This is a genomic window from Mucilaginibacter sp. A5337, from assembly GCF_059690695.1.
Window position 1 is genome coordinate 664,044 of record NZ_JCAWEC010000004.1, and the last position, 21,842, is coordinate 685,885.

The 21,842-nt window shown below is 43.6% G+C and carries 9 protein-coding genes; 5 read left to right on the plus strand and 4 right to left on the minus strand.

Going from position 1 to position 21,842, the window contains the following annotated elements; genetic code table 11:
• Nucleotides 1-554: 554 nt before the first annotated feature.
• From AC59JO_RS16785 to AC59JO_RS16795, 3 genes are all read left to right on the plus strand, one after another.
• The gene (locus AC59JO_RS16785; RefSeq protein ID WP_497306611.1) at nt 555-3,875 is read left to right on the plus strand and encodes a SusC/RagA family TonB-linked outer membrane protein; all 3,321 of its coding nucleotides are present in this window, start codon (nt 555-557) and stop codon (nt 3,873-3,875) included.
• Nucleotides 3,876-3,886: 11 nt separating this feature from the next.
• Complete coding sequence (locus AC59JO_RS16790) at nt 3,887-5,695, plus strand: RagB/SusD family nutrient uptake outer membrane protein (RefSeq protein ID WP_497306613.1); 1,809 nt, start codon at nt 3,887-3,889, stop codon at nt 5,693-5,695.
• Nucleotides 5,696-6,261: 566 nt separating this feature from the next.
• The gene (locus tag AC59JO_RS16795; protein ID WP_497306615.1) at nt 6,262-8,733 is read left to right on the plus strand and encodes a M1 family aminopeptidase; all 2,472 of its coding nucleotides are present in this window, start codon (nt 6,262-6,264) and stop codon (nt 8,731-8,733) included.
• A gap of 100 nt (nt 8,734-8,833) precedes the next feature.
• Here the strand turns inward: AC59JO_RS16795 and AC59JO_RS16800 are convergent, their stop codons facing one another.
• The 4 genes from AC59JO_RS16800 to AC59JO_RS16815 form a co-directional block, all read right to left on the minus strand.
• The gene (locus AC59JO_RS16800; RefSeq protein WP_413669594.1) at nt 8,834-9,418 is read right to left on the minus strand and encodes an RNA polymerase sigma factor; all 585 of its coding nucleotides are present in this window, start codon (nt 9,416-9,418) and stop codon (nt 8,834-8,836) included.
• A 251-nt stretch (nt 9,419-9,669) separates the two neighbouring features.
• A complete protein-coding gene (locus AC59JO_RS16805; RefSeq protein ID WP_497306617.1) occupies nt 9,670-13,872 on the minus strand; it encodes a hybrid sensor histidine kinase/response regulator in 4,203 nt (1,400 codons plus the stop codon).
• A 429-nt stretch (nt 13,873-14,301) separates the two neighbouring features.
• Complete coding sequence (locus AC59JO_RS16810; RefSeq protein WP_497306619.1) at nt 14,302-15,324, minus strand: substrate-binding domain-containing protein; 1,023 nt, start codon at nt 15,322-15,324, stop codon at nt 14,302-14,304.
• A gap of 2 nt (nt 15,325-15,326) precedes the next feature.
• Nucleotides 15,327-17,207 (minus strand): glycoside hydrolase family 97 protein, encoded by a 1,881-nt coding sequence (locus AC59JO_RS16815; protein WP_497306621.1) that lies wholly within the window; start codon nt 17,205-17,207, stop codon nt 15,327-15,329.
• A 590-nt stretch (nt 17,208-17,797) separates the two neighbouring features.
• Here AC59JO_RS16815 and AC59JO_RS16820 point away from each other — a divergent pair.
• Complete coding sequence (locus tag AC59JO_RS16820; RefSeq protein ID WP_497306623.1) at nt 17,798-19,282, plus strand: glycosyl hydrolase family 28 protein; 1,485 nt, start codon at nt 17,798-17,800, stop codon at nt 19,280-19,282.
• A 76-nt stretch (nt 19,283-19,358) separates the two neighbouring features.
• Complete coding sequence (locus AC59JO_RS16825) at nt 19,359-21,488, plus strand: family 43 glycosylhydrolase (RefSeq protein ID WP_497306625.1); 2,130 nt, start codon at nt 19,359-19,361, stop codon at nt 21,486-21,488.
• The last annotated feature ends 354 nt before the right edge of the window (nt 21,489-21,842 follow it).

Genomic DNA, 21,842 nt, shown 5'->3' on the forward strand with positions numbered 1-21,842 from the left:
CTTTTTGGATACTTTTGTGTCAAGACAAAAGTATCTGGCCCAGCGCGGCCAAGAGCGCGACGATGTAAGTCTATAGAACAACGCTCGTTACCTGTCTGTCGGGGATTGTTTCGTGCCTTATAATGACGTGGTCGTAAGTTGTTGATTAATAAGCATGTTTTTTTGAGTGAATTTTACAATATGGGCGTTGCCTGCGGCCCGGGCTGTACGCTCATACTGCGCAAGCCTTAGTCACAGGCCGGTATCCGCTCCCATCCCTAACGCAGCCCAGCGAACCATCTCTAAAAAATATCTTGCACGTCATTACGATTTTTTCCGGGGATTCCCCGGTGGTCACTCGCAATGACATGGTGGAAATGTCATTGGCCCTTCAGAGTCCAACGGATTTAAATACTCATGACATCTATCCCCCCCCAATTATTCCGGCAAATCAGTCCCTCAAAAAAGAATCTCATTCATTAATGAGTATAAGAAAAACCTGCAGATGTCTTTATGGTGATTGAGCGAATAAGCCGGTCATCACACTAAGTCATAAACCTAAAAATTTAAGAACTATGAGTTTTTTTTACCAAAAAAAGTATTCGGCAAGGTGCCTTTTAGTTTTTTTGCTGCTGATAGGCATGGGGTATCATGCCGCGGCGCAAAGCCGTCAAATCAGCGGTACTGTCACAGATTCAACCTCCAGGGAACCCCTGCCTGGAGTAACTGTGCAGGTTATTGGAACTACCAATGGCATCCAAACTGATGTAAATGGCAAGTACAAGTTAACCATTACCCCGGGGGCCAAATTATCCTTTGCTTTTGTGGGCTATAACACACGCAGGGTAACTGTTGGCGATGATCCGGTTATCAACATCCGGTTATCAAACAAAAGAAGCGACCTTGAAGAGGTTGTAGTGGTTGCTTACGGTACACAGAAAAAGCCCTCGGTAGTGGGCGCTATTGCCACCGTGAGCGCAAAGGTATTTGAAGACCGAGGGCCAACCAATAATCCTATTGCCAATTTACAGGGTGAAGTTCCGGGTATGGTTGTAACAAGGACTTCGGCCCAGCCGGGGCGCGAAAACTGGAATTTTCAGATCCGCGGCGCAACCTCCGTAAACGGGCAGGACCCTTTGGTAATTTTGGATGGGGTGGCCCTTAACAATAACAACGAGCTTAACTCTATCAACCCTAATGATATCGACAATATTTCGGTGCTGAAAGATGGTTCGGCTTCAATTTATGGTGCGCGTGCTGCTTATGGTGTTGTGCTTATCACCACCAAAAAAGGCAAAGCAGGTAAAATGCAGATCCAGTACGATCCTTCTGTATCTGAGAAATTTTTAGGTCTTCAGCCTAAAATGACAAACATCGATCAGTGGGCAAACGGCCTGCTCCAGGCTAAAACCAATGATAACTATGGTGTAGCTCCCACAACAGATCTTTGGTACCAGATGGCCAATTTTGCGTTGGCCAACAAAGGCAATGTGATACTGGCATCGCAGATTCCCGGAAACACTACGGGAGGCATCACCGCAAATTCATTCTACAATGGCTTACCAGTACCCGCGTTTCTTGATGTGAAGGAACTGGATTTCATAGATGTATCATTACAGCAATACTTATGGGGAAGGGCAACATCAACACAACATAACCTTGCTGTATCGGGCGGAAACGAAAAAAACACCTATCGTGTTTCGTTGGGATATTTAAACGATGGCAGCCAGCTTCAGATAGGTAATAATGGCAATCAGCGCTACAACCTGAGGCTGAACAACAACTACAAATTCAGCGACAAGGTGCAGTGGGAAACCAACATTGCGCTTGAGCAAAACAATATTCAGCAACCAACCATGTATACTACTGGTAGCTACAGTGCACTTGGTAACGGGTTTCAGGTGGGCCTGCCTATGTACACGCAATCTGGCAAACCCTATCAGTGGGGCGGCGTGGCAAGTCCGGCAGGTTTGCTGAGGGACGGCGGCGACAACCTGGAAAATAACAGCCGGGCCCTGTTAAACTCAACACTTACCTATAATTTCATGAAGCATCTTACCTTCACCGGAACAGCGGGATATAACGTTTGGTGGCAGGATGACCGTGTGCAAACCAAAACTGTGCGCCTTTATTCATACGATGATAAATACCTCACCGGTACCACTGCACCATCAGGCGGCACCTCAGGAGGCAGCGAAAATTATTTCCGTGCTAATATCAATGATAAATATTATAACCTCATTGGCCGCGTAACTTATGCCAATACATTTAACAAAGTACACGATGTATCATTAATGGTTGGCAGTTCATACGAAAGGGATGAGTATGATATGTTCAACACCCGTACCTATAACCTGGGCAGCGACGATGTACCTTCATTAAATTTAGGGCTGAGCAGTTCACAGGCCGGTTTTGTTACCAATTTTGAACAACGCAACCATTATGCCCTGGGTTCATATTTTGCAAGAGCTACCTATGCTTTTAAAGGCAAATATCTTTTTGAAGCAACCGGCAGGTATGATGGTTCGTCAAAATTTATTTCAGATAAACGCTGGAAACCATTTTACAGCCTCATGGGCGGCTGGCGCTTAGGCGAAGAAAGTTTTATCAAAAAAACAAATATTTTCAGCGAGTTAAAGTTGCGTGCTTCATATGCTACATCGGGCAGCCAGGGCGGTATTGGCCTTTATGACTACCTGCAGTCGCTGAACGTGAGCAGCAGCAATACCCTTTTAGGTACAGCGCTTGCAACTGTAACCACAACAACCGGAAACCTGGTTTCGCTTAACAGAACCTGGGAAACAGTAATTAAACGAAATATTGGTATTGATTTTGGCTTACTGAATGGCCGCTTAAACGGAACTTTTGAGGTGTTCCGTAATCAAAATAAAAACATGCTTGTGAGTGTTACTTATCCGGCTGTTTTGGGTATCGGCGCGCCCCAGTCAAATAACGGCGATCTGAAAACCTGGGGATGGGAAGGACAGTTAACCTGGAGAGACCGCGTTGGTCAGGTAACTTACAGCATTTCGGGCAATATAACTGATAGCCAGAACAAGCTGGTATATTTTAATGGCGTTCCGGCGTTGGGCCCTGGTTATAATGCCACTGTTGAGGGGTATCCACTTGGTTCATATTTCGGTTTGAAATACGGTGGCCGCTTCCAGACACAGGCTCAGGTTGATACCTATAACAACACGTACTATGCTCCGGGAGGAGTGATCAATACTATTGGCATCCCTATCGCTTCACCGCTCACCAATTTACCGGGTCAAAATTCAGGCTTACGTCCGGGTGATAATTACTATGTTGATGTTAACGGCGATGGCAAACTTACCACCGGTACATCGGCAAAAGACATGGGCGACCTTATTTATTTAGGTAGTGACGTTCCGCGTTATACTTTCGGTTTAACATTGGGCCTGCAATGGAAAGGCTTTGATTTCACAAGCATTTTTCAGGGTGTAGGGAAACGGACAATTTTCAGGGCCAATGGTAGTGCAAACAACTGGCGCGTACCTTTTACTGCACTTGGCCAGGCGCAAACTACACAATGGGTTGGTAAAACCTGGACCCCTGAAAACACCAATGCATATTATCCTAATCTGCATAGCAATGGCATCAATGGTTATAACTATCAGATCTCAAGCTGGTCGGTTGAGAATGGGGCCTATGTACGCCTGAAAAACCTTGTTATCGGTTATACTTTACCTAAGTCATTATTGGAGCGCACCAAAGCCATCAGCCGTTTAAGGTTCTACATTTCGGGAAGCGACCTGTGGGAATACAGCAAAGTCCATGACGGCTGGGACCCTGAAATAACCCGTACCACCTCGGGCAACGAGCGTTATCCTTTCTACAGGTATGTAACCATAGGCGCAAACATTACTTTTTAATTGAAATGATTATGAAAAATATATACCGAAGGATCTTTAGTATCCTGTCAATCATTATTATTACAGGCTTGTCCGCTTGCAACAAGTCGCTTAACCTTAATCCGCAGGATCAGCTTTCAGAGGCAGCTTACTTCAAATCTGCCGGTGATTTTAAAACGTTTGCCAATCAATATTATGGCTATCTCCGTAATTTCAATAATTCGTTTGCAGATAATCCGCATTATGACGGACGTGCAGATGTGTTTGGTGGTGGAGGCACTTTCGGGGCAGGCATCAATACTGTTCCGGCAAGTGATAATTATTGGAATAATAATTATGTCAATATCAGGAACTGCAACTATTTACTTGAAAAGGCAGCCACTTTTACCGATCAGGCCAGCATCAGCCAGTTTGTTGCCGAAGCCAAATTTTTCAGGGCCTACTGCTATTTTGAATTACTGCAGCTTTATGGCGGCGTTCCGCTGATCACCAAAACGCTGAACCTTGATTCGCCCGAACTTTATGGCAGCAGGGCATCACGCGATCAGGTAGTTGATTTGATCGTTTCCGATCTGGAAGCGGCAATACCTAATCTTCCTGCATCCATCTTAGCCAACTCGGCAGATTTCGGCCGGGTGAGCAAGCCCGCTGCGCAGGCATTTTTGGGGCGTGTTGCACTTTATGAAGGCACATGGTTAAAATTCAGAAATGGAGATGCAACCCGTTATAATATGCTGCTTGATAAATCGGCAGCAGCCTCCAACGCGGTAATAACCAGCAATCAATTTGCACTTTTCGGTACAGCAGCGTCAAATGCTCTGGGCGGCAACAGTACCATATTGGGTGATTCTGCACAGAAATATCTTTTTATCCTCGAAAACCCAAAATCAAACCCGGCCTCAGTTACCAAAACGGCTAACCATGAGTACATTTTATCGTACCGTTATGATGATGTGAGCAAAACAATCGGAACCAACATCAGCAGGCAGGGAACGCAAATTGGGCCGCAACATAAATATGTTAACGCGTTTTTATGCCAGGATGGCCTGCCTATCGAAAAGTCGCCGTTGTTTCAGGGTTTTGAAACCTATGGTTCGGAATTTATAAACCGCGATAACCGCTTAAAGTATACTATCCAGGTTAATAATATGTACTACTGGTACGGTAACGCTAATTATCGGGTAACCTGGCTAAATGACGCCGCCGATATTGCTCTATCTATGGGAAAAGTTGTTAAGATTGCCGGTTATACAAATCAAAAATGGGTAACGGAACGCAACTGCCCGGATACAAAAGAATCTGAAGATTACCCGGTGATCCGCTATGCCGAGGTATTGCTGAACTATGCCGAAGCTGTTTATGAACGCGATGGAGCTATAACAGATGCCGATCTTAATAAATCACTTAACCTGGTGCGTTTGCGTGTAAATAAAAATATGCCGGCATTAACAAACGGCTTTGCAGGTGCAAACGGATTAGATTTACGCACCGAGATAAGAAGAGAGCGTTTTATTGAGCTTTATTACGAAAATTTCAGGTTTGATGATATCAAGCGCTGGCATAGCGCAACAACCGACCTGGTTACCAACACCGGCGGTACTGCTTATGGAAACATCAGTGCTTTTGTTAGCCCATGGCCGGTAGGTATTAAATTTAAAGGCACCCAGGCCGATATTGGTCCTAACCCATTAAAACCGGCACCAACCAATGCATTAGATGCCAACGGTCAGCTGATACTTGACAATACTGCACGTAACTTTTCGGAGAAAAATTATTTATATCCGATCCCTGCACAACAAATTACCCTTAATCCTGCTTTGACGCAGAACCCGGGGTGGTAAGATAGGTTGTGTTTATTTACTTAGTGAAGAGGCTGTATCATAAATCATGATCAGCCTCTTTTTTTTCCTATTCAGCAAGCGAAATATGATTTTGGATTGGGTTGCCGCTGCTAAAAAGGGGGGTTAACAGGGTTAACACAATTTAGGGTTAACATTTACATATATGTCTTACAGTCAGGTAATTGAGCTATTTTCTGTCAAAAAACATGTTAACCCCCATTTTGTATAAAATTATCGGCTAAATTTTAGTTCATAGGTAACAAAACACCAAGGGTGGTCAATTTGATTATGATAAAGCCTCTTTTTTAACCCGAAGGTTGACTTCAAAATAGGGTACTAAAAACAACAAACGGAGACCACAGTCATCGACAAATAGCAAAATTGGGTAACAGATCTAAAGAATCAAATCAAAGTTCCACCAATGATCCCTCCATCCTAAAAAGCTGCCAAAAATTCTTCATAACTAAAGGCTAAAACACTGAAAATAAGATTTTTTTAATTTTTATAGTACTATGTTATAAATAGTACTATAAAAATCATAGGTTTGTATATAAAACTTACCGGATATGAAAACATATTTAACCATCCTGATTTTCGGGCTCGCTTTTTTAGCTATTGCAGATAGCTCATTAGCCCAGCAAAATAATGCTTTGTTAAACCGCTATCGCGAGAGTCCACAAAGGGTCAACGATTTGATCCATACCAAATTGAATGTACAATTCGATTTTAAAAAGCGATATCTGTACGGAAAGGAATGGATTACTTTAAAGCCGCATTTTTACACCACGGATTCATTGCGCCTTGACGCAAAGGGGATGGACATACATATAATTGCAATCCAGTCAAACGGCAAGCTCCATCCTTTAAAATTCACCTATGATAGCCTTAGCTTAAACATTAGGCTCGACAAACCTTATTCCGGTTCAGAAAAGTATACCATTTATATTGACTATACTGCTAAACCCAATGAACGGAAGGGCCTGCGCAATAATGAAAAAGGTTTGTATTTTATTAACCCGGATGGCACGGAAAAAAATAAACCTACCCAAATATGGACTGAGGGAGAACCCGAAAGCTCATCAGGGTGGTTCCCAACCATTGATAAGCCCAATCAGAAAACCACTTCTGAGATCAGCATGACCGTTCCCGCTAAGTACGTTACCTTATCAAACGGGCGTCTGGCCGGGCAGAATAAACATCCCGATGGCACCCGTACAGATACCTGGAAAATGGAATTGCCAAATGCCCCGTACTTGTTTATGATGGGTGTGGGCGATTTCAAGATCTACAAAGACCAATGGCGGGGCAAGGAGGTAAACTACTATCTTGAACCCAAATATGCCCCATATGCAAAAGATTTATTTGGTGATGTCCCTGAAGCGATGAGTTTTTTTTCGGAGATAACCGGGGTTGATTATCCATGGAATAAATATGCGGCCATAGTAGTGCGCGATTATGTAAGCGGTGCTATGGAAAATACAACGGCTAATGTGTTTGGAAGCCAAAGCACACGCCGCGAATTGTTGGATCAATATTATAGCACCGGCATTGAACACGAATTATTCCACCAATGGTTTGGAGACTATGTAACTTGTGAAAGCTGGAGTAATTTAACTTTAAACGAATCTTTTGCTGATCTTGGTGAAATCCTCTGGCTGGAGCACAAATATGGCAAAGACGCCGCTGATGAACATTTTTATAGCGGGCTTCGGGGCTACCTGGGAAATCCGGAAAACTTTAAAATCCCGTTGGTTAACTTTCACTACGAAGCCATTCATAATGTGTTTAACGGCGTAACCTATCAAAAAGGGGGGCGTATCCTTAATATGTTACGCAATTACCTGGGAAATGAGGCTTTTTATAAAGGGCTCAACATTTATCTGACAGCTAATGCTTTTAAAAGCGCCGAGGCGCAGCAACTAAGGCTGGCAATGGAAGAAGCAAGCGGGCTGGACCTGAATTGGTTTTTTGAACAGTGGTATTATCAGGCGGGGCACCCTGTTTTAGATATTAGCTACCGCTGGGATGAGCATTCAAAAACAGAAAACGTTTACATTTCCCAAACGCAAGACGGACAATTATTTAAGTTACCGATAGCTATAGACCTTTATCATAGCGGAACGGTTGAAAGACATAAAGTTTGGATCAACTCCCGGAACGATACTCTATCTTTCAAAACCCCTGCGAAACCTGAATTGGTTAATGTAGACGCAGATAAAGTATTGGTAGTTAGCAAAACAGATCACAAATCTTTAGATGAATACGTTTTCCAATATGCCCATGCCCCGTTATATCTTGACAGGTATGAGGCAATTGATTTTGCTTCAAAGAATCAGGACGACAAAAGCGCACAAAAGATCATAGTCGACGCATTAACTGACCGGTTTTCGGGTTTGCGGTTGAAAGCATTGCAGGTTTTGAATATGAATAAGGAAGATATCCGGAATATCAGCCCGGATTTGAGAAATGCTGCCTTGCCTGCTATAGCTAAACTGGCCGGCAACGATGAAAATAACCAGGTAAGGGCATATGCGCTCAGAACATTGGCGGCAGTGAAAGACCCTAAATATACCAGCGTATTTATTAAAGCCTTTACAAGCCAGTCATACCAGGTTGAGGCGTCAGCTCTTTATGGGCTTAATGAAATTGATCCGGCTGCGGCAGTAAAATATGCAGCAGGATTTGAAGCCGACAACGCGGGCGATCTGACACAAGTCGTCGCCAGAGTTTATGCAACCAATGGCGGCGACGAAAAATGGCCATACGTATATCATCGTTACGTAAATGGAACATTGCAGGAGCAAATTCATCTGACCGACAAATTTTCAGCCATGATCGGTAATTTAAAAAAACCGGAATATGTTCAGCAAGGCATTGCCGAACTGCAATATATGGGCATAAAATATAAAAAAGACGGTGCTGCACCGTACATTATCAAGTACTTAAATGCCGTTAAAGAAGCACGCGGTAAATTAAATGATGCAGCTGCTGTTAAGAATATCACAACAGCAATTGAACAGATTAATGAAGCAAAATAACAGGCCAAAGATCCTGATAGTACCGGAAAGCAAAACCACTAAAAAAGGGGCGTCAAGCCCCTTAATCAATTAACCAACTGTATGAATAAACCACTAACGCTTATGACAGCACCAACTCGCTTGTAACCATTTTATTGCCCTCCGATAGCTTAACACGCAACTGGTTAATCCCCCGGTGTACGTGATTAACTACCGACTGGTATTGTAAGCCTGTTACTTCAGCTATCTGGTCATAATTCCAGTTATCAAAATACTTTAAAAATATCATCTCTTTTTGACGCCTTGGCAAGGTATTGAGCGCGAGCGCAAGCATTTTCTCCACTTCTCTGCCGGTTTCTTCCGAAACAAGCACATCCTCCCTTGAAAAAACAATATCGATATCGTGATTTGCAGACAGGCCTACAAACTCGGGCCGGGACGCTTTTAAAAAATTAATAGCGAGCGACCGGGCAGATTTAAAGAAATAGTATTTAACGTTCCTGATAGGTCCGAGGGTTATCCTGCGCTCCCACAGCTTGATAAAAAGCTCCTGCAAAACATCCTGGGAGGCAGCTTCATCCTTGATAATTTTATAGAGATAGAAATATAAACCGGAATACAGTTCGTCATGGATCCTGCCAAAGGATTTGACATTTCCATCAAGGGCTTCGTCCCACCATTTAGTTAGCTGGTTGCAATTGTTCATATTGGCGTTAAAACTGGTTTCTCTTTAATCAGGTTGTTACCGGTATAGGGAACCTGGGTTCTAAACCGATTTACATAATCGATTAAGGAAGTTTGCCCGGGGTTCTTATAATTGGTTTGTATAAGCTAATATGAATAGATTTTATTCAGCAGATGGGGCTCAAATTGGTCATTTATGTGGTATAAATTCGGCATTTAATTAATTTACTCAATTGATTAAGTAAGTAAAAGTTGAATTTAAGTATCTAATTTTCAATTGATTGTATTATTCCTCTTCTTAAACACAGGTCTTTTCTGCTTAAGAAAATCTGATGGGTTGGCACCAAACAGTTTAAAAAACTGATCGCGGAAGTATTTGATGCTGTTAAAGCCTGTTTCAATGGCCACTTCATTCACGTTCATATCCGATTGGATCAGTAGTTCCGCGGCTTTTCTCAAACGGATGTAGCGGATAAAACTGTTAACCGTATGACCAGACAGCGACTTAATTTTGCGATAGAGATTTGAATGGCTCATGCCAATCTCCGAGGCCAGCATTTTGATATTGAAGTTTTCGTTGGTAATGTGCTGCTCAACAATCTCGATACATTTTTCAAGGAAGTGCTTGTACTCGTCAGAAATAGTGACATTAACAGATTTCAGGGTAATGGTATTATAAAAATAGCTTTGCAGGTTACTCCTGTTTTGCAGCAGGTTGGCAATACGGGCAATGAGTACATCCTTATCAAAAGGTTTGGAAATATAGTCGTCGGCGCCGCTTTCCAGCCCTTTGATCTTGTTTTCGGCCGATGAGCTGGCTGTTAACAAAATCATTGGAATATGGCTCAGCTGCTGATCCTGCTTAATGGTTGAGCAAAGCTCAATACCGTTTAAACCGGGCATCATTACGTCACAAATAATAAGATCGGGTTGTTTCTCCTTTGCTTTGTGTAAGCCGGTAAGACCGTTGTCTGCGTCGTAAACCTTATAACGGCTTTCAAGAATTGAACAAATGTAAGCGCGAAGCTCATTATCATCATCAATAACCAGGATCCTTTGCTTGTCGCTAAAAATCTTCTCCGCCTCAAAATCAATGTTATTGTTTGAACTTGGTTCTGATAGCACCGGTTGTTCTTCCACCATTTCGCGGAGTAAGGGCGATAGATCAGCAGCGTCGGCAGCAGCGGCCACATCCGGCGGATAATGACTTGTACCTTTTAACAGGGTTAAACAAAAATCAGAACCTTTGCCAGGTTCACTTTCAAACAATAATGAGCCGCCATGATCCCTGGTAAACTGGCGGGCCAAAAATAAGCCGATACCAAATCCGCCCTTTGCCACCTGGCCGTGGGTATTTGACCTGTAAAACTTTTCGAAGATATGCTTACCAATTTCCTTGGGTATGCCGGGGCCGCTATCAATCACGTTGATCACCACCTCGTGTTCCCCCGATTTCAGGCTTACACAAACAGCCTTCCCAGCCGGGGTGTATTTAATTGCGTTGGATATGAGGTTAAACAGGATGATTTCGATCTTTTCCCTGTCGCCGTAAATCAGCACCGGCTCTTCTGGTACGTTTAATTCAAAACTAAGCTCCGAAAGCCGGGCCTGCTGTACAAAACACAAAAATACCTCCCGGCAAACAAGGGTAATGTCCATCGGCGCAATTTGCAGGATGCCGGAACCGGCATCGGCCTTACGAAACAGCAGTAACTGATCAACAAGGCTTAGCAGGCGTCTTGAATTGCGATAAACAATATTAAGCTCGGCCCGGTTTTCAGGTGCTATTTTTGCGAGCAGATCCCTGAGCGGGTTAATGATAAGCGAGAGAGGTGTACGAAATTCATGTGATACGCCTGTAAAAAACTCCACACGCCGGTCATTCAACTCGCGTTCCTTTTCTTGCAGGTCGCGCTGGTGCGCAGCTGCGGCATTGGCTAGTTGCACCTCGTATTTAAGCCGTGTTTCGCGGAACTTATAACGCAGGTACCAGTAAACAATTCCAGTCAGCAACAACGCATAAATCAAATAAGCCCAGATGGTACGGTACCATGGAGGTAAAATAATGATACGAAGAAGGATTTCGCGACTTATCCATCGTCCTTCGGGGTTGGTACAGTTAATTTTTAGGGTATAGGTACCGGGTGCCAGGCGGGTATAAAGTGCGTTACGCTGTTTACCTGCATTAATCCATCCCCTGTCCCAGCCCTGAAGCATATAACGGTAAGCAATTCTGTCCTGAGCAGTAAACTCAATGGCGGCAAAGCTGAAGGCAACAGATGCGTTATCGTAAGGTATTTCTAACGATTGTAAGGCATTACCGGCACCTGTCTTAACATAGCCCGGATAGGTGCTTATCGGTTTATTGTTAATTTTGATATCAGTTATGACAATATTAGGCGCGTCATGCAACGGGAGAATTTTCTGTGGATGAAATATAGTAAGGCCATTAATGCCGCCAAACGTAAGCTCGCCATTGTTTAACTTTAGGGCTGCATTAAAGTTAAACTCGTTACTTGCCAGGCCATCACCTTCAAAAAAACTGGTAAAACTAATAGCTTTAGGGTCAAAGCGACAAAGCCCGTTGTAGGTACTGAGCCACAAACGCTTTTGCTGATCTTGAAGAATAGCCAGCACCATATTATTACTAAGGCCGTTACCGGTAGTATACCGGCGAACTACTTTTTCATCAGACGCCGAAAAATACATCAAACCGGCCTCCGTGCCCAGCCACATATCACCGTTGTCGGCATAGTGCATTGATCGTACCGCTTTACCTACAGGGTAAAACTTACGTGTATTATCCTGCAGGTTAATCTTATAGACTCCTTCAAAATTTCCTGCCCAGAGGTTCCCCAGGCGATCTTCACCTATTGAGAGGATATTGGTTAATGTTGCATCATACAACCTGAATTGATTACTGGGCTTATCATACAGGAACAAACCATCCTGTAGACCGCTGGCCCATAGGGTTCCAGTATGATCCGGGTACAGGTACCAGAACACAATGCGGTTGGCAATTCCTTTTTTGTCAATTCCATGGAAGGTAGTGAATGTGTTGGAGCCCGGCTGGTACAGGTCAATACCGCCGCCGTAGGTTGCAATCCAGGTCCGGCCATCCTTGTCGCCGGTAATGCTGGTAACAAAGTTTGAACTCAGCGTGCCGGACTGTGAACCATCGTGCCTGAAATTGGTAAATCGATGTGCCTGCCGGTCCCAAATACTTAATCCTCCTCCATCGGTACCTATCCATAACCGGCCATCAGGCGCTTCATATAAGGATTTAACAAAGTTGCTGATAAGGCTGTTACTGTTCAGATCATTATGCCTGATATTTACAAAGCGCTCCTTTACTTCATCAATAACATTTATCCCTCCCCGCAGCGTGCTAATCCACTTTCTGCCATCCCGGTCTAAAAACAATGAGTAAACAGCATCGCTCGAAAGGGAATGCTCATCACTCCCCGCCTGCAGGTAGCTGATCTTGTCGCGCTTTTTATCCAATATCTGGATTCCTCCGCCATCGGTGCTTACCCATAGGGTACTATCAGGCATGGTTTGCAGGCTTGTGATCCTGCCCGATTTGAATCGGCCGTTAAACTCATCAAAAAGGCGGTCATACTGCCAGGTCTTAACATTAAAATGGTGCAGTCCCTGGGTTGTACCTACCCATAAGCTGGTACCTTCAGAATAAATGCAGGTAGCCCCGGTAACTGATGAGTTCAGTAACTTCAAAGCACCATGCACAGTATCGTATGTAAATAGCCCTGCGGCGCTGATTAATACATAAACCTGGCTGCCCGGCCCCACATACAATGCGCTGACATTGTAACTCCGTACAGCTTTTCCATTACTATAGTATGGTATAACGCGGCCCGTTCGTTTACCCTTGTTCATAACGATGAGGCCGTTGGATAGGGTGGCAACAAAGATGTGACCCGAGTGATCTGTTTTTATATCTTTTATAAAGGCTGTTACCGGTGCGGCCTTATCGCCGGCCGAGATAACATAGGCTGGAGAAAACTGTTCAGTTACGGGGTTTAAGATACTTATACCCTGGCGCGTACCTACCCACAAATTGTTAGCAGCGTCTTCTGCAATGCAGTTAATAAAATTATGAACGATTGAATGCTGGTTTTCGGGCTGATTGCGGTAGATCAGGAAATCATATCCGTCAAAACGGTTCAGCCCATCATAGGTGCCAAACCACATATAGCCTGAATGATCCTGGAAAATACATCGTACCTCGCTGTTGGAAAGCCCGTCTTTAAGGCCAAGGCGCTGAACATTTGGTAATGCACACACAGCAACATTACCGGTTAACATTAGCACCACAACAATAACTGCATAATACCACAACGCGGCCGCTTTAAATGGCTGCATAAAAGAAGGTACCGGTTGTTGAATATTGCTCAATTTGAATGTACATATGCAGTAAAGCATGGGGTTAATGCCGCAAACTGGCCTGTCGGGCATGTCTTTATTTATTCCTGGCGTTTCTTTTTAGGTTCCTGATTTATTTTCTGAACAATTGAATTCCAGCTTTTTTTGATGGTTTGTTCGTCTACTTCCGGTTTCTTTATCTGAAATAGCGCTGAGGGTTCTGCTTCGTTCCGCTTTTTTTTCATAAATCGATATACTATCTTTTCTGCGCCCTGTAGCATTTTATTCAAAACAAAAATATAATTATCTAACAAATAATGAGCAGGTAATGTATCTGTGCTTTTGCTTATCGTATTCCCCCAATATCCCTGCTATTCCCCCTAATAAAAAGGGCTTCCTTTCAGAAGCCTTATTATAACCAACTTAATGTAAACCGGACGGTTTATTAGGGGAAGAGTTACTACAAAGACAAGCGCCTATAGATTTGATACTCATTTCTTCTCAACTTTTTTGGGGGATAAGCTATGCCGGCAATCTTGCAGATGAATCCCTGATGATCAGTTTGGTTTTCAATAAAATATTTTGCGAATCGATCATGTGGTTATCCTGTAGCTCCTCCAGTAAAATCTTTGTAACCCTGAGCCCGATCTCTGTGATAGGTTGGGCTACGGCGGTGATGGCCGGGTTAAAAAGGGCAAAATTGTTAATATCATCAAATACGGCAACGCCAATATCCCTGGTAATAATCAGGCCTGATTCTTTAAGGGCCTGCAAGCCACTTAGGGCAAGATAGTTAGTTGCAAAAAAAACGGCATCAATTTCCTTTTTGCTTTTGAGCAGGTTTTTAAGGTTCTGTATCGTTTTCTGCGGATCCTCGTTATAGATGATTTCTTTTATTATTGGCTGCAAGCCGTGTTTTTGAAGTGCTGTGTGATAACCGTTAACACGTTCATTCATTTGATCCTGCCCGTTTGTAAGGGTAACCATGGCAATCTTGCGAAAGCCATTATCTATCAAATGCAAAACAGCCGCCTCGCTGCCGCGAAAGTTGTCTACAAGTACTTTAGAACACTGCAAATCGGGCGAGGCGCGGTCAAACACAACCACCGGCGAACCTTCATGGACAAGCTGGTTAATATCCTCTTCCAAACCGGCCGTTGGGGCCAGAATGTAACCGTCAACCTGGTAATTCTTAAAAGTTTGCAGCAGGTCGCGGGCAATAATAGTGGAGTTTTCAGAACTGCCGTAAATAACGCGGTAACCTTCTTTGTAAATATGTTGTTCCACAACGCGGGCAATGGCCGAAAAAAACGGATCGCTGATATCTTCCACAATCATGCCCACTGTTTTACTTTTTCCCGTGCGCAAACTGGCTGCCAGTCGGTTAGGCTGATATCCTACCTTTTCAACAAATTTCAATATTTTATTCTCCAGCGCTATGCTGATGCCGTATTGCCTCGCCTTGCCGTTAAGAACATAGGAAACGGATGCTTCTGACACCTTCAATGCGCCCGCAATATCTTTTAAAGCTAATTTTTTTGCCATCGTTACCTTTCCTTCGGTCTTAAAATAACAGCTTGTCCTCCTTTTGCATCCAGGTTCACTACAAAAGGATCATTGTGTCTGAGCTCGACTTTTTTCGCATGTATGCCGCCATGCCCGTCATCTTCATAAATGGAGGCAACATATATTTGATTTTTTTCCAGGAAATCAAGTTTAAAGTTTCCTCCCCATTTTTGAAGGCCGGCAGCACTGCCCAGGTACCAGGTACGGCCTTTACGGCGGGCTACTGTAATGCCTTCGCCTATTTCTCCCAGCACATACTTGCTTTCGTCCCATACCGTTGGCACATATTTAAAAAATTCAATATCTGCCTCATCCTTGTAATCCTGCGATTGCCCGTACCAGAAAATAGCCTGCAGCGGATCAAAGTATACAATGGTAAGGGCCATTTGCTGGGCCTTGCTTACCCGGATGTTTTTGCTGTAATCATTTACTTTGTTAGGGTAACAAAAAGTGAAATCGGCAGCGCCAGCCAGGTAACGTGTAAATGGTAATACTGTGTTATGGAAAGCATCAGGGCTGTTCTCGTCGCCCCTGATCCCTTCCTGGCTAAGCACATAAGGATACCGGCGATTCAAGCCAGTGGGTTTGTAATGATCATGAACATTAAGCACCATGCCATAATCATTTACCTTTTTCATAGCCGAATCAAGCCAGCTAAGGCCTTTTTGGGTACCGCCATCTACAAATCCAAACTTCAACCCGCTAACGCCCCACTTTTTATAAAGCGGCAATATGGTATCAATTTTAGCTTTAAGCCCCACGTAATTGACATATAAAATAACGCCAATCCCTTTTTTCTTTGCATGGGCGATAATATCCGGCAAATGGAAATCGGGCAAATATTTGGTAGGATCAGAGACCGTCCTGAATTCGGCGCCATACCAGCCTGCATCAATCAAAATGTATTGAAAATTCATTTTTTGAGCAAAATCAATTCCGTTCAAAGCGCCCTGTGTATTGATGGGTACACGGTAAACCTTTCCGGGTTTTACATAATCCGGCACCTTGTTATTGAGTGGTTTAACCAGTTTAAGGTTAAGCTGGCTAAACTCATGCAGACCTACAGCGGTACTGCTGCAGCTGATGGTGCGCCAGGGAGTAACAAGGCTATCCGAAAATTGGATCGATGTATCCTTGCGAACAGCCTGTACGCGATGGTCCCGGTAAATGGTATCGGTATAAAATTGTAATGTGAGGCTGTTGGGCCGATTCCCTTTAACCAACACACATTTGGTATAGTTGCGGTTATCTGCTTCGCCAATGCTTATGTATGATTTTGGTGCGGTGAGGGTTGAAGGCAGATCACTGGTCCCTGGCAACGAATCAACTTTTACCGGCCGGAAAACTGATTCTTCATGATACTGGTAAATGCGATAACTTTCGGTAAGATTAAATTCTGTAAGCTCTGACTTGAGTTGCACTGTACGGTCGCCGAGCTGGCTACAAACATACCTAAATGCCAGACTTCCATTGTAGAGCCTTGCAATTACATCAAAATTCCCCCTATTAGTAGTACAGTGGAGTGTAAGCTCGTTACAGTGGTTTACCAGGCTCGCATCTTCTCCCAATGGCCACAAAAACTTTTCGTTAATTTCATTTTTGGCCGTCCCTTTTACTGTGATACCATCGAACAACGAAGGACCTGTGGTTTCAATACCCAAACGCGACCAGTTAATGATGATCCGGGTATCGAAAATTAAACGGTAATACAGTTGTCCTTGCCCATCCAGTGAAAATTGCGCCCGCGTATGGTTATCCGGTGAATATAGTAGGGCGACAATCTTTTGCTTTGCAAATGCAGAACCACCATAAAAGGAAGTAAAAGTTAAAAAAAGGACAACAAATAGTTTTTTTTTCTTCATTGTTCAGAATCCGGGATGACAACAGTAATAAGGACAAGTAATACTCTTAAATATACTCAAAGGGGCAATGATTTGTGTAGATCGTTTAAAACCCACATATATATCCCATTGCCTCTAAGAAGCTGTTTAAAACTAAAAAAATGTCATTGCGAGAAACCATCAGGGAACCTGAAAAAATCGTGATGACGTATAAATATATTTAGAGATGGCGCGCGCGGGCCGCGTTAGTGATAGTAGCGGATACCGTCCGTTAGCCAACGGATAATGCCTGTGCAGTATGAGCGGATAGCACGGCCGCAGGCAACGCCCATATTTATAAATCGATCAAAGAAAATATATCTAACAATCAATAACTTACAATGACGTCATTATAAGGAACGAAACAATCCCTAATACGCAGAGTAGCTATGCCGATTCACCCTGTAAAGTTTAGGATTGCTTCGTACCTCGCAATGACGATTCTTTATTATGCTTTTATCGGATCGTTTTTAACCAGCTTCCGGCAAACCCGCTTATTTTTTACATGTAGTTTTTCAATGAGTATAGATAGTCGTTTTCACTGTCTTTCACTATACATTATAAAAACTTATATGAACAAACTCCTGGTACTGACATGTGCAACCTTATTTTTATTAAAAACAGTTAAAGCAGAGATCATAACCTATAAAGCACCCGAAAGTAGTTTAGTTAACCATACAATTAAGGTAGATGTGCGGCAAGACCAAGGCAACTGGCAGCCGGTAGACGTATACAATGCCAATGTTGCAGCCCGTTTTGATGCAAAGCCAATTATTAAAAAAACAGCCTTTACCTATTTTGATTGTTCGGGCCCGGTAAGGCTGCGGGTTAAGCTGAACCGGGGCACTGTCAAAAATGTTAGGATCAGGCCTGCAGCATACGGTATCAAACCCGAGGTTAAGGGCAATATGATTGAATTTGAACTAAACCGTTCACAGTACGTTTCTTTAGAAGTGAACGGAAACATTTTTGAAAACCTGCAGATTTTTGCGAATCCCATTGAAAGCAACCATCCCGTAAAAAACGATGCGCAAACACTTTATTTTGGTCCGGGTATTCATAAAATTGGCCGAATGGTGGTTCCTTCAGGTAAAACAATTTATGTAGCCGGTGGCGCCATTGTTGAAGGATCATTAGTTATTGACCATGCGGAGAATATAAGGATCTGTGGTCGCGGTATTCTTACCCAGCATCCTGTACAAAACGACAGCAGTGCTTTAAAGAAAACTACAGCAACGCCTACCAATTTCAGGAACGACCATCTAATCATCCAGTACAGCAATAATATCAGTGTCGACGGGATTATTGAGCTCCCGACGGGTTATTCTATTTTGATGGGCGAGTCGAAGCATGTTAGTATAAGTAACTTCAAGGCCTTCAGCTCCAGCGGTAATGCCGATGGCATTGATATTTTTTGCAGCGAGGATATAAAACTCGATCATATATACATGCGGAACTCTGACGATTGCATCGCCATTTACGGCCACCGGTGGAACTATTACGGTAATACCTCGGATATTACCATCAACAACGCCGTTTTATGGGCAGATGTAGCCCACCCGATGCTGATAGGCACACATGGAGATACCGATCATCCCGATACTTTACAAAACATCAAGGTTCAAAACATGACTATACTTGACCATCACGAGAACCAGGTAGATTACCAGGGCTGCCTATCACTTAATGCCGGCGACAGCAACCTGATCAGGAACGCGAGCTTTGAAAATGTGGAGATTGAGGATATCCGTAAGGGTCAATTATTTAATTTAAGGGTGATGTATAACCATAAGTATAACACTTCTCCGGGGATGGGGATTGAGAATATACTGTTCAGAAATGTTAATTATAACGGGACCCACGCTAACATGTCTGTTATAGCCGGATATGACGATCAACACAAGATCAGGAATATTATATTTGAAAACCTAAAGATAAATGGCACCCTGATCTATGATCAAATGCCGGGTAAACCGGCCTTTTATAAAACAGGCGATATGGCTAATATATTTATTGGCGAGCATGTGGATGGGATCCAATTTTTACGGAAAGATTGAGCGGGAACCTGTTTAAGAGATAATCAGAATGTTTATCTCTTATAGCATTCATTACCTATTTACCTATACTAAGTTTATGAGATATTTTTACTGTTTTAAAATACCGGCTACACTAATACTAAGCCTTTGTTTGTTTATTAAAACTGGTAAGGCGCAGCAAAGCGTGGTAAAAGCAGGTGAACCGCAAAAGGGAACAACATGGATTTCTGATAATGGAAACGGTACTTTTACCAATCCCCTGTTTTATGATGAGTTTTCAGACCCCGATATGATCAGGGTAGGGAATGACTACTACCTCACCGGAACCACCATGCATACCATGCCAGGCTTGCCTGTTTTACACTCAAAAGATTTGGTGAACTGGGAATTTGTAAGCTATGCCGTAAATAAACTTGATCTTGGGCCTGCTTTCAGGCTTGAACAGGGAGAAAATGTTTACGGGCAGGGGATCTGGGCACCATGTTTCCGGTATCATAACGGTAAGTATTATATTTTCAGCAATGTGAACCATTTTAGCACCCAGTTATTTACTGCCTCAAATCCTGCGGGGCCGTGGACACAAACATCCATGAAAAAGAGTTTCCATGATCTTTCTGTTTTGTTTGATGACGATGGTAAAAACTACATTATCTGGGGCTATGATGAAGTGCACCTTGCCGAATTAAACGATGAAATGACGGATATTAAGCCGGGTTCAGAGCAGGTGATAGTTCCTAAAGGGAGCGGAGCAGGTGAAGGTTCACATTTTTATAAGATCAATGGTAAGTATTATATAACAAATACCAATTACGATCCTGTTTGTTACCAGGTATGTTTACGGGCCGAAAATCCCCGCGGTCCTTACGAAGTTAATGTCATGAGTGCAAAGGAAAACCTCGGTATTGGAACAGGGTACAGGCTTGCTAACGAACGGGGAACAGCACCTTTTAAGGTAAAGCCCCCGGTAGAGAACCTGGTTGGTGCTATCCCGATGCACCAGGGAGGGATTGTTCAGATCCAGTCGGGTGAATGGTGGGGATGGTCAATGATGGATCATAACTCTGTTGGCAGGCTATTATGCCTGTCGCCGGTTACCTGGGAAAAGGAATGGCCATACTTCGGTTTGCCCGGTAACCTTACCCGGAGCCCGCAAACCTGGGTAAAGCCCAATATAGGTTTTGATGCCGCGCCTCATGCTACTTTCCGCCGAAGCGACGATTTTTCTTCAAAAACTCTTCAACCAATATGGCAATGGAACCACGTTCCTGTAGATGACCGCTGGTCACTGTCTGAAAGAAAGGGATATCTCCGGCTAAAATCTCTCCCCGCGGTTGATTTTTGGAATGCCAGAAATACGCTCACCCAACGGGCAATCGGACCGGAATCGATTGTTACCGTAGAGGCAGATCTGAAAAACCTTAAACAGGGCGACCTTGCCGGGCTTGCCTTATTAAATATGCCCTATGCCTGGATAGCGGCTGTAAAAAATCATGACACTATTGCAATCCGCCAGTTTGATCAGCAAAGGAATAAAACGGTGACTGCAGTTGTAAAAAGCCCACGCATCTGGTTTCGTGCAAGCTGCAACTTTGATACCGAAAAAGCAGTTTTCAGTTATAGTGAGGACGGTAAAAACTTTACCACTTTGGGCGATGAATATATCATGATTTATAATGGCCGTACATTTCAGGGAGAGCGGTATTGCCTTTTTAACTTTAACCTTTTAGGTAAAAATGGAGGTTATGCTGATTTTAACTCGTTTGTGGTTGATGAACCAAGGGCAAACGGTTTAACTAAGCCTATTCCTTATGGTAAGGTGATTACGTTTAAAAGCCTTGCCGATTCAACTGTGTTGGTTAACTGGAAGGGGTTTTTAAGACCGGTGGCACAAAATAGCCCGTTTGCCGGAAACAATGCTACCGGTTTCCGGGTGTTTGACCGCGGGCATGGCCGCATTGCGCTGCAATCCGTTACCGATGGGAGATGGGTTACCGTAAAGGGATTGGGCGGAATGGCCGAAGTACGGCTTGAAAACGAAGAAAAAGGCGAAGCATCGCAGTTTCAATGGCAGGATATGCTACGGGGCGACCTCATGCTTATGTCGCTGGCCACCCATCGTTATCTTTTTGCCGATCCTTTTGGCCGCAGCCTAACCTCGGCCGATGCGCCCGGTGCCCGGCCCGACAGGAAAGACGGTTCTTGTTTTTCGTGGATAATTTTGGAATAAGTAATTTTATTAGGAAGATGGAGGCAAAGTAGGTGAATATTTTATATATAGTTGGAGGTATTGCAGTAGCAATTTACGGAGCCTGGTTAGCGTATATCAGAGGGCGAAATATCTTAAACGGACGGAAGAGCCTTCTCGGGGCAGATATCCAACTGTTTATAGTGGGTATCACTTGTATTGTTGCCGGGATTATAGTGGTTATTCAGCATATTTAATAGACTGATTTGTCGGCTAAGAACTTGGTAAGTAGCACCAGCGGTGCAAAAGGTTTGTAGAAATAGCAGGTAGATTTTTGGTGTGACAGAGGTACACAACTCCTTTTACCTTTGCAGGGCACGCCTGCGGTGTCTGCGC